The 13,144-nt window shown below is 50.7% G+C and carries 13 protein-coding genes and 2 tRNA genes; 4 read left to right on the top strand and 11 right to left on the bottom strand.

All coding sequences use genetic code 11. The annotated features are described in order from the left end of the window. From HOK28_09910 to HOK28_09900, 3 genes are all read right to left on the bottom strand, one after another. On the bottom strand, window positions 1-353 hold a 353-nt coding region (locus tag HOK28_09910; GenBank protein ID MBT6433395.1), incomplete at its 3' end, for a DedA family protein. Window positions 354-444: 91 nt separating this feature from the next. Next, entirely contained in the window at window positions 445-1,296 is an 852-nt protein-coding gene (gene surE, locus HOK28_09905; GenBank protein MBT6433394.1) for a 5'/3'-nucleotidase SurE, read from the bottom strand. A gap of 39 nt (window positions 1,297-1,335) precedes the next feature. After that, window positions 1,336-1,413 (bottom strand) — tRNA-Pro (locus tag HOK28_09900). A 160-nt stretch (window positions 1,414-1,573) separates the two neighbouring features. Between HOK28_09900 and HOK28_09895 the strand changes: the two genes are divergently transcribed. Further along, entirely contained in the window at window positions 1,574-2,458 is an 885-nt protein-coding gene (locus tag HOK28_09895) for a M23 family metallopeptidase (protein ID MBT6433393.1), read from the top strand. A 62-nt stretch (window positions 2,459-2,520) separates the two neighbouring features. Here the strand turns inward: HOK28_09895 and HOK28_09890 are convergent, their stop codons facing one another. The 8 genes from HOK28_09890 to HOK28_09855 all read right to left on the bottom strand — a co-directional run bounded on the left by HOK28_09890 (window position 2,521) and on the right by HOK28_09855 (window position 8,478). Continuing rightward, complete coding sequence (locus HOK28_09890) at window positions 2,521-3,012, bottom strand: MerR family transcriptional regulator (GenBank protein ID MBT6433392.1); 492 nt, start codon at window positions 3,010-3,012, stop codon at window positions 2,521-2,523. Between the two features lie 15 nt (window positions 3,013-3,027). Next, a complete protein-coding gene (locus HOK28_09885; protein MBT6433391.1) occupies window positions 3,028-3,333 on the bottom strand; it encodes an integration host factor subunit alpha in 306 nt (101 codons plus the stop codon). A 75-nt stretch (window positions 3,334-3,408) separates the two neighbouring features. After that, window positions 3,409-5,847: a phenylalanine--tRNA ligase subunit beta gene (locus tag HOK28_09880; protein MBT6433390.1), complete on the bottom strand. Its 2,439-nt coding sequence runs from the start codon at window positions 5,845-5,847 to the stop codon at window positions 3,409-3,411. Between the two features lie 51 nt (window positions 5,848-5,898). Then, the gene (gene pheS / locus HOK28_09875; protein ID MBT6433389.1) at window positions 5,899-6,909 is read right to left on the bottom strand and encodes a phenylalanine--tRNA ligase subunit alpha; all 1,011 of its coding nucleotides are present in this window, start codon (window positions 6,907-6,909) and stop codon (window positions 5,899-5,901) included. A gap of 74 nt (window positions 6,910-6,983) precedes the next feature. Further along, a complete protein-coding gene (gene rplT, locus HOK28_09870; protein ID MBT6433388.1) occupies window positions 6,984-7,340 on the bottom strand; it encodes a 50S ribosomal protein L20 in 357 nt (118 codons plus the stop codon). A gap of 46 nt (window positions 7,341-7,386) precedes the next feature. Then, a complete protein-coding gene (gene rpmI, locus HOK28_09865; protein MBT6433387.1) occupies window positions 7,387-7,590 on the bottom strand; it encodes a 50S ribosomal protein L35 in 204 nt (67 codons plus the stop codon). Window positions 7,591-7,599: 9 nt separating this feature from the next. Next, window positions 7,600-8,145 (bottom strand): translation initiation factor IF-3, encoded by a 546-nt coding sequence (locus HOK28_09860; protein MBT6433386.1) that lies wholly within the window; start codon window positions 8,143-8,145, stop codon window positions 7,600-7,602. A gap of 258 nt (window positions 8,146-8,403) precedes the next feature. Continuing rightward, window positions 8,404-8,478 (bottom strand) — tRNA-Val (locus tag HOK28_09855). Between the two features lie 213 nt (window positions 8,479-8,691). Between HOK28_09855 and HOK28_09850 the strand changes: the two genes are divergently transcribed. The 3 genes from HOK28_09850 to HOK28_09840 all read left to right on the top strand — a co-directional run. Next, entirely contained in the window at window positions 8,692-10,695 is a 2,004-nt protein-coding gene (locus HOK28_09850; protein ID MBT6433385.1) for a serine/threonine protein kinase, read from the top strand. Between the two features lie 42 nt (window positions 10,696-10,737). Next, window positions 10,738-11,508: a hypothetical protein gene (locus HOK28_09845; GenBank protein MBT6433384.1), complete on the top strand. Its 771-nt coding sequence runs from the start codon at window positions 10,738-10,740 to the stop codon at window positions 11,506-11,508. Between the two features lie 67 nt (window positions 11,509-11,575). Beyond that, a partial coding sequence (locus HOK28_09840; protein ID MBT6433383.1) for a sigma 54-interacting transcriptional regulator occupies window positions 11,576-13,144 on the top strand: 1,569 nt, incomplete at its 3' end.

Here is a 13,144-nt window from a genome sequence, read left to right as displayed (position 1 = left end):
TAGAGAGCTTGGATATTTGCGAAAGCGTCTGGTGTAAAACCGGGAACCCACCGGTAAAAGGTATCCGCAAGAGTAGCCCAAGCAAACACTCCAATGGCATACCCGGCCAATCCTCCGAGCACTGAAGCTACAGTGCAAATCCCTGCGAACGTCCAACTCTTTTCAGTCGTACCCAGGCACATGGCAATGAGTAAAACGTCTGGTGGGATCGGGAAGAAGCTGGCCTCAGCAAATGCAATAACGATCAGAGCTGGCACAGCGTATGGGCTTTCCGACCAAGCCAAAACCCAGTCGTACATGCGCCTGACAAGTCCAGGTCTTAAAGCTGCTGTTTGATTATCTATCGTATTCATAGGGTCGGTAATCGCAAAGCTCGTCTAAAGGTTTGGGTATTTTCGCCCACCCTACCGGAATCATATCATTTCGACGAGTTTTTCGCGGCTTTCACTTAGACTTCATAAACGGGGTAACCACTGGCTCCAGGGGTTCATTCCCCAATTCATCATCGATTCGGTCAGCCGAGCCTATTGCAAGATTTCGTAGGTAGTCAAAAGAACGACTTGCTGTAAGGTCGTAATGTAACGGCGTGACACTCACGAAGCCCTTAGCGATGGCCTCATTGTCAGAATCGGCAATACCGTCACTGCCGCTTCGCTCGCCACCAATCCAATAATAACGTTTTCCACGTGGGTCTTTACGCTCATGAACCGAACTCGCCCAATTAGTATATCCAAGCCGGCAAACCTTCACGCCACCGGTTTCCTTACCTTCAGTGTATGGAACGTTGACGTTGAGTGTTATTCCGGGCTGAACCGGACGCTGCAAGCATCCATAGGCGATATCGCGCGATAGCTTGGCGGCAACACTGTAATCTAAGTTTTTCCCGCGAAGTTTATCTTGATGCTCAGGAAGGCAGAGGCTGACGGCAATCGCCCGGTGACCGAACATTGCGCCTTCCATTGCGGCGGCGACCGTACCTGAATAAATCACATCGTTTCCAAGGTTAGGCCCTGAATTGATTCCACTGATAACAATGTCTGGTTTCCGTGGCAGCAAGTGATGAATACCGCAGTATACAGCATCTGAAGGGGTTCCTGTGATTGAGAACTCCCTTTCGTCGTATTTCTTAAATCGCAGTGGCTCGTGCAAACTAATTGCGTGGCTCTTTGCGCTCTGCTCGTGCTCAGGTGCCGCAACCCAGACTTCACCAAGTTCACGGCAAGCCTCTTTGAGAGCTTGGATCCCTGGTGCTCGGATTCCATCATCGTTAGAAATGAGAATAAGCGGTTGGGTCATTGAATTGTCAGGTTTCATCTGGTGTGAAAAAAGGAAAAATGGTCGGGGCGAAAGGATTCGAACCTTCGGCCCCTTGACCCCCAGTCAAGTGCGCTAACCAGACTGCGCTACGCCCCGGCCGAGGCGCGTGTATATTCAAGCGGGTGCCTAAGGTCAAATAGAATTCCAGTAATCGACTCATTTGCTGCTTGCCGCCAACGCTCACCTATGAGATTCCATAGCCAACCAGATACTTTTGCGATTGTAAAAAGCGTGATAACAAAGACGTACCAACGGCATGCAAGATAAACGTTTTATTTTAGTAATCATGGACTCAACTGGAGCACGCACTCGCCGTGTTACTGTGATGCGTAGTACCCTGATTCGTGCTGGAGTGGCGCTGGTATGCCTAGCTTGCCTCGGTGTAGCTGTCGGAACCCACGCTGTCCAAAGTGCTAAGATGGCTAGACTGTCCCTCGATATCTCCAAAGAAAACAAAAGCTTAAAGAGTTCAATCGATTTCACAGAAGCCCAAGCTCGACAATTAGAAGTCGAGGCAACGCGAGCCGAAATCAGCGCGAGCGTCGCACTTAGCCGAGCAGGATTACGAACAGAGGCCTCACTCCTCGGATCCGGACCTCTCGACGTCATGCCCGTGGACCAAAGCGAGGTCAACGACGACGAGGACCTACCATCCCTGGCTGACGACGTCATCGAACTCTCGCGCACCATTGACCGCCAGATGGAAGCCTTGATCGAGGATCTTCGTGACACAAATCGTCTACTTCAAAACACCCCAGCACTAAGGCCTACCTCCGCTGGGTGGTATACCAGTGGATTTGGTAAACGAATTCATCCTGTTACGGGTAAGAGAGTGATGCACAAAGGGCTCGATATCGCTGGTTATACCGGTATGGAGATCCTCGCTCCGGCTGATGGCATGGTCATTTGGCAAGGCGGTCGAGGCGGCTACGGAAAAACCGTGGTCCTTGACCATGGATATGGAGTTCAAAGTCACTTCGCGCATCTAAATAACTACCGTGTAAGGCTTGGCCAACGTGTACACAGAGGTGAGGTTATCGCTGAAATGGGTAGCACAGGAATCTCGACTGGTCCGCACCTACATTACGAAGTTCGCCGTCATGGTCGACCGCTCGACCCACGAAATTTTATTTTAGATTAGTGTGGCTGACCTCTATGATTTAGGGGTCGCTGAGTGTCTGATTCAAACCATCGATTTCTGGTTTATTCACCGCACATTGCTATGAGTTCACGAAGGCCAGCCTTTGCATTCTCGATATGCACCCTGGCTCGGTCATCAACGAAGTCCAAACGCAACTGAGAAGCTGTCGGCGGAGCTTGTCGAACCGCTAAGGGTGCAGGTGCAGGAGTTGATACCGCGGGGGGTCGCTGAACGACCTCCGCCTTAACACTCTCTTCGACACCCTTTTGCTGAGGCGACATCAAACGCTTCCGTGCACCAGCCAGGGTGAACTTCTCTTCGTATAAAAGCCGTCGAATCTCACGAAAAACCTCTACATCCTTCCGCCTATAACGGCGCTGATTGGATGCAGTTTTTCCGGGACGAATAGACGAGACTTCTTTTTCCCAATAACGCAGAACATGAGGCTGCACTCCTACAAGCAGTGATACCTCACCGATCTTGAAGAAGAGCTTATCCGGGATAGACGTATCCGGTCCCAGATTGCCCGCGCCTGAAGACGTTCGTCCTGGCATCAAGCTATCGCCTTTTTACGAAGCCTGCGGTGCTTGTGCAGCATCAGCAGTATTCAGTGCATTCTTGAGAACCTGAGAAGGCTTAAAGGTCAAAACCCGACGCGCGGAAATTTCAATAACTTCCCCAGTCTGTGGGTTACGGCCTACACGAGAACGCTTGTCGCGAACTTCGAAGTTTCCGAAACCACTAATCTTAATCTTCTCCGCTTTTTCAAGCGTGTCCTTCATTGTATCAAAAACCAACTCGACGATGTCGGCAGACTCCTTTTTCGAAAGTCCTACTTGTTCGTGAATGGCTTCAACCAAATCCGCTTTTGTCATTGTGCACCCTCCAGGCGCTAATTATGGCAAACAACTATAGTTTTCAGCAACCTATAGAATTTTACTATGTTCTAATCAACGTATTTCAAGGTCAAATTCGGACTTTAATCCCTCTAAAACAGCTTCAAATGCCGTTCCAACCTCTCCATCGGTCAATGTTCGATCGTGGCTGCGGTATTTGATGCCAAACGCCAAGCTTACTTCGTTCTTCTTGAAGGTCTTATCCGTGTAAACATCAAAAATCATTACGTCCTGAATTATAGAGGGTCCGAGGGCCCCGCCCGCATTTTCTTTCAAGAACTGGCGTATTGACTCAGAAGAAACCGATCGGTCAACCACTACTGCAACATCACGACGCGTCCCCGGATATTTTGGTAGACTCTTAAAGGAAGTCCCTTCAACCTGCTGTTTCACCAGATGATCAATTACGATCTCGGCAACATATACAGGGCCAGAAATACCCAATTCTCGACACTTACCTGGGTGCAATTGCCCCATCCAGCCAACAGTTTCACCTTGAATACTTAGCTTCGCCGTAGCATATGGGTTCAAACCAGGGATATCCGCTGGCTCACGGACCACCGCTCCAGCCAGCCCGAAGGCCGCTAAAAAGCTCTCCACGCTCCCTGCCAAGTCAGTGAAATCAAATGTCTCCGCACCTTCGTACCAGCGCCCCTCATGACGTCCACCCCAGAGAGCCCACGCAGCTCGGTCTTCCTGGTATGGAATCAACTTATCTTTTTCGTCTTCATCCGCACTGACATCTGACTTCTGGAAAAACGCAGTACCCACCTCAAATAGCTTTACGGTTGTAGCCTGTTGACGCTGGTTACGACTTAACGACTCGAGAAGCCCCGGCATCAAACTGGTTCGCATTGCGCTGAATTCTTCTCCCAGCGGGTTAATGATTCGAACAGTTTCGCCAGTTGCAAGAACATCGTTATTGTAGACGCTTGGACTACCGAAAGCGTAATGAATGGTCTCGGTTATACCCAATCCACGCAGGGTTTTCTTCGCAACGTCAGACGGCCTAGCCTTCGGAACTTCAGTTTGAACCGGACCACCCGTAGATGGCAGGCGTTCAGGGATATTGTCATAACCGTACCGACGAGCAATCTCTTCAATCAAATCTCGCTCGCGGGTTAAGTCAGGACGGAAACTCGGCGTCTCAAACCGCAACGCATCCTCGTTTTTGCCAACGCAGCGGATCTCAAGTGGCTCTAGTAAAGCAACGACTTTCTCCGCACTCATGCTAACGCCAAGAATACGCTCGATTTGGCGAAGTCTCAAATTGACATCACCAACAATCTCACCCTTCTTGAACGCCTTAATGGCACCCTTCGCGACTTCTGCCCCGGCAATCTCGGCAAGGATCTGGGCACAGCGGTCAACCGCTCTATTCACGGCTCCTGGATCAGCGCCACGCTCGAATCGATGACTGCTATCTGTGTGTAGACGGCACCGCTTTGATGTACGCCGAATACCAGTGGGTTCGAAGTATGCTGACTCTAACAACACACTGGTTGTAACATCGGTTACCTCAGCTAAGGCACCGCCCATAACACCAGCCAATGCGACTGCTTTGGAGCCGTCAGCGATAACCAAGTCGGCCGATGTAAGCTCATGCTTTTCATCGTTAAGCGTTTCGATCACTTCGCCATCGTCAGCGTAGCGTACGGTGATAGTTGGAAGCCCCGCTTCGTGGTCGATTCGAGCCATATCAAAAGCATGTAAAGGTTGCCCATATTCAAGCATGACATAGTTCGTTGCATCTACAACGTTATTGATGCTTCGCTGCCCGGCCTGTTCTAATCGACGAACCAACCATTCTGGCGATGGTCCCACTTTGATATTGCGTAAAGCGCGAAGCGCGTAACGAGGACATGCCGCTGGCTCTTTTACAACCACTCTAGCTTGCCCAGACACATCACCGCCCTTTTCAAGCAGTCTCCATTTCGTCGGCTTAAGTCTTGCCCCTGATGAGGCAGCAAGTTCCCGTGCGATACCCAAGTGAGAAAGACAATCAGGTCGATTCGGCGTTATTCCCAAAACGAGAGATGGCCCCATTCCGGTCGCGGCAAAGATATCGTCCCCTAGAGTGAGCGACCCGGGCAATTCCCACAGGCCGTCGACCAGGTCTTCAAGGCCCAGCTCCGAGCGCCCACAAAGCATTCCCTCACTGACAACTCCGCGCATTTTACGCTTGCTGATTTCAAACCCTGGGAGTCTTGCACCGATCTGCGCATAAGGAACCAACATGCCTGCAGCCACATTAGGAGCACCACAAACAACGGTTCTGATCTCGTCCCCATCGTTTACTTTACAAACCTGTAACCTGTCTGCGTCGGGGTGTTTTTCAGTCGATTCGACCCGGGCCACAATAACCCCACTTACATTTTCAGCAGGGTTGTTTTCTTCCTCAACCTCGATGCCGGCCATCGTAAGGCTTTTGGAGAGTTCCTCCAGTGGAGGCAAGTCAACAAACTCAGAGAGCCATTCAAGACTTACTTGCATACTCAGGGTCCTTTAGGTTGAGACGGGAAGGCGCGACAGGTAGTCGACTGTTCATCGGCCGTTAAACTGGTCCAGGAATCGTAGGTCATTTTCGTAGAAGAGGCGAATATCATCGATGCCCCAACGGAGCATTGCGATACGTTCCACTCCAAGGCCAAACGCAAATCCTTGAACTTCATCTGGGTCATACCCGACTGCTTCAAGTACCGCAGGATCTACCATTCCCGCGCCGAGAATTTCCAACCATCCACTTCGTTTCTCTGAATGAAACATGACGTCAACTTCAGCGGACGGCTCGGTGAACGGGAAAAAACTTGGCCTAAATCGGAGTTCAGCATCTGGTCCAAAGAGACGGATTGCAAGCTGCTTTAAAACACCTTTGAGATCGGCGAAGGTTGCCTTCTCATCAATCCAGAGACCTTCGATTTGGTGAAATACCGGAGAGTGTGTTGGGTCAACGTCGTCGTTACGAAAGACCATTCCCGGTGCTACAATCCGAACAGGAGGCTTTCGCTTCTTCATCGTTCGTATTTGCACATTGGATGTATGAGTACGCAACACCACGTTTTCTGCGATAAAAAACGTATCCTGCATATCACGAGCTGGATGATCAGGAGGCATATTCAACGCCTCGAAATTATACCAATCGTGCTCAATCAATGGACCATCTGCCACAGAAAAACCGATGCTCTTCAAAGCATCGAGGATGTCTTCTTGAACTTGAGCGAGCGGGTGCGCAGCGCCTGGGTAATTCCATCGCCCGGGCAGTGTTACATCACAGCCACCGGCCTCAAGTTCGGCCAGTTCACGAGCATCATCGAGACGCTTTACGGCATCTATCAGGGCTGCTTCGATCTTGGTTTTGACTTTGTTAATACGCTGACCAGCTTCGGGACGCTCTTCTTTGGGGATTTCCCTCAGAGAACGCATCATGGAACCTAAGGCTCCCTTTTTACCGACGGTCTCGGCGCGCAACTTCGCTACAGCATCGTTCGTCTTGGCGCGACGCGCCTTCTGAACAGCTGAACGCTCGATTCGCTTTAACTCTTGTTGGAGCTCCATGCCACCACACATCTGCGCCCGGACTAGGAACGAGAATGCTCGTAGCCCGGGGAGGAAGAGCCGATTTGCTTAAATTATGCCAGGTTTTGCTTTGCTAGACCGACAACTGCAGCAAACGCTTTTGGCTCGTTAACAGCGAGATCAGCCAAAGCACGGCGATCCAGTTCAATTCCACCAACCTTGAGGCCGTGCATGAACTTACTGTAATTGAGTTCCAAGGGACGAACTGCCGCGTTGATACGCTGAATCCAAAGAGCGCGATAAACACGCTTCTTTTGTTTACGACCAACAAAAGCAAATGCTAATGCGCGGTCAACAGTTTCGCGGGCTACCGCATAGAGTTTACGACGGGCACCAAAAAAGCCTTTAGCTCTTTTGAGTGTACGCTTACGTCGTACTCGAGTTTTATATCCACCTTTAGTGCGAGGCATAACGCCCTCCTTCACATGCCGACAATTCTTTTGCCAGCTTAACTACTCAACCGTATGGTAACAGGCTTTTCGCCATAGGCTCATCGGCCTTACATAGCAATAACGTTCCACACTTCTGACGCAATACTTTGCGAGACTTACCAGTAAACAAGTGAGCTTTACCTTTACGGCCAACTTTCACTCGTCCTTTTCCGGTGAGTTTGTAACGCTTCGCAGCTGCGCGCTTTGTCTTCATCTTAATCTTGGCCATGATAGCCTCCTAGTTCGTCTTGTTTGGGGCAACAATCATAATCATGTTGCGACCTTCAAGCTTAGGCGTAGACTCAATTGAGCCTACTTCTTTCACATCTTCAGCTATTCGCCGAAGAATATCTCTGGCAATGTCTTGCCTCGTAATTTCTCGGCCACGAAACATCATCGTAACCTTAGCCTTAGCACCTGTACCCAGGAATTTCTTAATACGTTCAACCTTGAAGACATAATCATGTTCTTCGATTTTCGGTCGAAACTTTACTTCCTTTACGGAGGTACTTGCTTGGCTCTTACGCGCTTCGGAAGTCTTCTTCTTTTGCGCATATTTGAATTTGCCGTAATCCATGATTCGACAAACTGGTGGTCGAGACTCTGGAGAAACCTCTACAAGGTCCAATCCAAGATCCTCAGCCTTTGCCAACGCTAAATCAGGTGGCATAATTCCCAACTGATTCCCCTCAGGATCAATAACTCGAATCTCTCGAGCCCTGATTCTTCTGTTTAAGCGTGGCCCTGCGGGTGGCCGACTCCTCTGCTGTTCACCGCGTGCGATGGCGTGCCCCTCCTGAAAAAGTTCACTCTTTTGTAGTCCTTGGCTTCATTGCGTCTGGACTAACCTGACTGTGTTCCCTTTTTTGACAACACGGGTCAGCGGCGGCCGGGTGTACCACGAAGAATTCGAGACGGTCAAGTGAGATTCACTCGCCATAACGTCTACTTATGTACGCCTACGGCTACCAACCTCTGTGCTTGCGAAAGTATGTGGTCTCAGTGACAAGCTGAAACCCTTTCTACAAGAGCGAATCAGAGGTGGTAGGCACGGACAGAATTGAACTGTCGACCCCTACAGTGTCAATGTAGTGCTCTACCACTGAGCTACGCGCCTAAACTCTCAAGCTATATAAAACCTTCGAGAACGCGCGGTTTACTATCGGGACTACAACCTGTCAAGCAATATGGTCCCCATATCACGCTCGAACTATTTAACGGCCCCGGTGGTAAATCGTTGAAATGATTGTTATCGCGCGGCTCAGCGTGCGTTGACCTGAGGCCTAGCCCTTCTTATGATCAAGCACGGCCCCCAAAACCTGGATAATGCATGTCATCCGTTAGCGTTGGAGCCCTTCTAGGGCGGTACAAAATTGAGTCGGTTCTCGGTAAGGGCGGCATGAGCGTGGTTTACCGGGCCACCGACCCGAAACTCCAGCGGACCGTAGCCATCAAGGTGATGCACGATTACCTAGCTCAAAACCAAGACGCTAAGATTAGATTCCATCGTGAGGCACTCGCGGTCGCACAACTTCAACACCCTAATATAATTAAGGTTCTTGATTATGCAGGAGAAGAAGCGGACAAGTTATTCATCGTAATGGAGCTGGTGGACGGCTATGCACTCAGCGCGGTCACAGCGGATCAGGGTAAGTTTTCTCCACCAGAATTCGCGTTACTCATTGCTAGGCCCATCGCGGATGCGCTTCAGCATGCTCACCAAGCCGGGATCATTCACCGTGATCTTAAGCCTGAAAATATTCTGATCGGTCACAAGGGCTCGATCAAACTGACGGATTTCGGGATTGCACGGATGGTCGACAAGCAAACGATGACTATGACGGGCACACTTCTTGGCTCGCCCGCCTTTATGGCACCTGAGTATATTTCGGGGGAAGCCACCGATCATCGCGCCGACATTTTTTCTTTTGGCGCTATGCTTTATCAACTAACTACGGGCGTATTGCCCTTCCGGGGCGACTCACCAGCGGCATTACTGCATGCGATCTCCAAAGGTGTGTGCGAACCAGCTGGAAAATTAAACCACACCATCCATTCCAATATCGCGAGAATTATTCACCGATGCATGGCCCACAACCCAGATGAGCGCTACCCAACAGCCGATTCATTGCGCGCTGATATTGACGCCGTATTGGCTCAGGCCGGTATCCCCGAGGGTGGCCAACTGCACCTGAAGGATGCGCTTAAAGATCGCGCGATATTCTCAGAAGAGCTCAATCAAGAGCTACCTGGACGCTACTTCGAGCTTGGCAAGATTTCACTTGAGAACGGCCATACCGGAACGGCATTGGAACATTTTGACCGGGTACTAAGCAGCCAACCCGAGCATCCTGAAGTTAGAAAGATGATGGCGTCGCTTGAAAAACGTCATGTCGGTAAACGGTTCTTACTGGCCCTGGCCTCGGTCGCAGTAATTATTGCATCTGGGATATTCGTAGCCAGCCGTCTTCCAAGCCTATCTCCCACAACCCTGGAAGCCCCTCAAGCACTCAATGCGGGCGACTTGCTGACGAAGGTCGAAGACAAAGTAGAAACCGTAAAGAGGCGAAGCGTTTCCTTCTTTTTAGAAGGCCGAGGCGACCTACTGGTCGATGGAGAGCTTGTCGCAGATGGCATTTTTAACAGTTTTGCCACCCTGGTTATGCCAGGTGACCACACAGTAATATTTAAAGGTCCTCTCGATTCCGACACCAAATCATTCACGGTCTATGAAGAAGGGCCTGTCGATCCGGTGAGACTTAGCGTGAAGGTAAAGAGTATGGCAGCGCAGCCCGCGGGAGACCTACGTCCGGCTTTAGAGCCTATCTCGGCGCAAGCAAAGCCAAGTGCTGTCCCGGAAGAGCCTACCGAGACTCGCCTTCTAACCTTTCTCACGGATGGCGGCTGGGCCCACGTAGATCTCAATGGCGAACGGGTTGCGAGCAACAAATTCGGTAAATTCGAGCTTTCAGTACCCTATGGCTCCCATACTCTTAAATTTACAAATAACGACGCACAACCAAAAGAAATGGCGCTTGAGGTAACCGAGGAGCTTCCGCCAAATACCACCCCCATCGTCATCCGCTTGAAGCCTAAAGATGCTCTGTTGTATTTGGCTGGTGCCCCAAACGGCTCTTTGGTTCGAATCGCTGGACGTACTTACCCGCTTAACTCGTTAACCCGCGGGGACCCAATTCTCGTGCCATTGCCTCGTGGTAAAGGACGTTTTACACACCGGCTTTCGGTCGAAAATGGCGGCGAAGTTATCTTCCAACAAGCAGTCGAGTTTTACGCGGGACAGCGCAAGGATGTTGCAGTCCCCGACCAGCCCTAGTAATTGCTATAAGTAATGTTAGGTACTCTGCTCGGATTGGTCATGCTCGCCCAAACGGTGAACACTGTGGATGTGGACGCAGAGCTACGGCGTGCCGGCAATGAATACGCCTATGGAAACTATGAGGAAGCCATTCTTCAGCTTCAAGACCTGCTTTATCCGATGCGCTTAAGCTCCGAGAGCCAAGTGATTGAGGCACGCGAGCTTCTGGGCTTGTGCTATTACCTCACGGACCGGTTCGAACAAGTCGCTGCTGAATTCGCGAAAGTTCTCTACTTAAACCCAGACCATAGGCTGGACCCATTCTCCATCCCGCCACCCGTGATTGAAGCTTTTGAAAACGTGCGGAGGCAGCTAGAGCCTCAACTTGCTGAAATCAGAGAGCAAAAGGTCAATCCGACCGTAACCCCCACTGCGAACCCCTCTGGTGGGTCAGCTGCTCCACCGGCCTCCGTCCAAATTATCGAGCGAAGTGATTTCGCAACGTTTCTGCCCTTCGGTGTTGGCCAATTCCAAAATGGTGACACCGGGCTTGGGACATTGTTCGCGGCCACAGAGGCTGCACTGCTTGCCCTCAATATCGCGGCATATTTCTTGGCGCGCTATAGCGCGGACTCTCCTGAGGCCATCCAAAAATTGATGGTTCTCCAATATGCCAGCGCGACGCTCTTCGGCGTAACCTGGAGCATTGGTGTTTTCCAAGCCAGACTTCATTTTCAGCCCACCATTACGCGCCCTCTCAGTTCGGCAGCGATGCCTACCTCGCCAGCAGCAGAGGTCTCAGGCACTTTTCAGCTTGGGTTCGATTTCTAGACGTCATAGAAGCTCTTGTGGCTCGGCCGAGGTCGCCATATGTTCGTATCATCCAAGGAGAATATCTGTGCCGCTCTTAGTGACGGAGAATAAAGACCAGCGATTTGACCTCTATCGGAGCATCACGCGCATTGGCTCAGCCGCAGGTGCGGATATCCATCTAGTGGGTGAGAATATTGCCACCGACCATGCCCATATCACCCGTGATGGTGAAAGCTACGTGATCGCATCCCTCGGACGAGGTCGCACCATCTTGGTCAATGGTAAAAAATCGAAGAAAGCCAACCTGGCCGACGGAGACACAGTTCAAATCGGTGATGTCGTGATGAAATTTTTGACGTCGGCCATCGAACCCTCGGACAATGCGAGTGTTGAAGAAAAATCGACGATGGATGCCTACCGGGAAATCGTCAGGTTCTCCGAGATGTTGATGCATACCTCCACCGTGGATGAACTCCTTACGAAGCTTATGGACGCTGTGATCGAACTCAGCGCAGCCGACAAAGGATTTCTAATTCTTTTCGATAACGGCGCCCCATCCGTCCAAGTTGCGCGAAATATAGCCCAAGAAGACTTAGAGGATGCGCTGAACGAACTCTCAGACAGCATTCTCGAAAAGGTCATTAAAGAACGCCAAGCGCTTATCGTAAGTGATGCCTTAAACGACCACGAATTTTCCTCAAGCCGCTCCGTTATGAATCTTAAAATCTGCTCGGTTCTCTGCGCGCCACTGCTTGAAGACGGCGAACTCATGGGTTTGATTTACCTGGGAAGTAACCAGTTCACGAACCTCTTTGATGCGGCCATCTTATCTGGCGTCACCGTGTTTGCATCTCAAGCCTCTTTGCTTATCCGCAACGCTCTTCTTCTCAAGGACCTACGGCAAGATAACGACAAACTTCGGCAAACCATCAAAGCCAAGCGATTTGGTCAAATCATCGGTGCCTCCCCTGAGATGGAAGACATCTTCAAAAAGATACGGAAGGTCGCACCGACGGATATCTCTGTTTTAATCACAGGCGAAACCGGGACCGGTAAAGAATTAATCGCCCAAGAAATCCACCGTCACTCCAACCGGGCCGACAAACCCTTTGTTGTGGTGAACAGCGGCGCCATTCCTGAGAACCTTCTTGAAAGTGAATTGTTCGGCCATATGCGAGGGGCCTTCACCGGCGCCACAGCCAATAAGATAGGCCGTTTTCAAGCCGCCAATGGCGGGACACTTTTCCTGGATGAGATCGGCGAAATGCCCATTGGGCTTCAGGTCAAAATACTGAGAGCACTGCAAGAAAAAGAGGTCACCCCAGTAGGTGGCACCAAGCCAGAACAAGTCGATATCCGCATTGTTTCAGCCACCAATCGCGTGCTTGAAGACGAAATTCAGAATGGTCATTTCCGAGAAGACCTTTTCTATCGGCTCAATGTCGTAGGTCTCCATTTACCTCCCTTGCGCGAACGCGGCGACGATTTAATGTTGATTGCTCGGTTTCTCCTCAAAACCATTGGTGAGGAGTACGGGTTGTCGATCTCGGAGTTCTCCCCTCAAGCCACGGTCCTGATGAAACGCTACAACTGGCCAGGAAATATCCGCCAGCTCGATAATCGCATTAAAAAAGCAGCCGTTATGAGCGATGGC

The organism is Deltaproteobacteria bacterium, assembly GCA_018668695.1.
Classification (GTDB): Bacteria; Myxococcota; XYA12-FULL-58-9; order XYA12-FULL-58-9; family JABJBS01; genus JABJBS01.
This window is presented reverse-complemented; position numbering and strand designations above follow the sequence as displayed.

Coding starts and splice junctions, on each gene's coding strand:
- HOK28_09850 (MBT6433385.1), top strand. CDS start 8,692: ATGTCATCCGTTAGCGTTGGAGCCCTTCTAGGGCGGTACAAAATTGAG.
- HOK28_09845 (MBT6433384.1), top strand. CDS start 10,738: ATGCTCGCCCAAACGGTGAACACTGTGGATGTGGACGCAGAGCTACGG.
- HOK28_09890 (MBT6433392.1), bottom strand. CDS start 3,012: ATGCCAGGACGAACGTCTTCAGGCGCGGGCAATCTGGGACCGGATACG.
- pheS (MBT6433389.1), bottom strand. CDS start 6,909: ATGGAGCTCCAACAAGAGTTAAAGCGAATCGAGCGTTCAGCTGTTCAG.
- HOK28_09895 (MBT6433393.1), top strand. CDS start 1,574: ATGCAAGATAAACGTTTTATTTTAGTAATCATGGACTCAACTGGAGCA.
- HOK28_09880 (MBT6433390.1), bottom strand. CDS start 5,847: ATGCAAGTAAGTCTTGAATGGCTCTCTGAGTTTGTTGACTTGCCTCCA.
- rplT (MBT6433388.1), bottom strand. CDS start 7,340: ATGCCTCGCACTAAAGGTGGATATAAAACTCGAGTACGACGTAAGCGT.
- surE (MBT6433394.1), bottom strand. CDS start 1,296: ATGACCCAACCGCTTATTCTCATTTCTAACGATGATGGAATCCGAGCA.
- rpmI (MBT6433387.1), bottom strand. CDS start 7,590: ATGGCCAAGATTAAGATGAAGACAAAGCGCGCAGCTGCGAAGCGTTAC.
- HOK28_09885 (MBT6433391.1), bottom strand. CDS start 3,333: ATGACAAAAGCGGATTTGGTTGAAGCCATTCACGAACAAGTAGGACTT.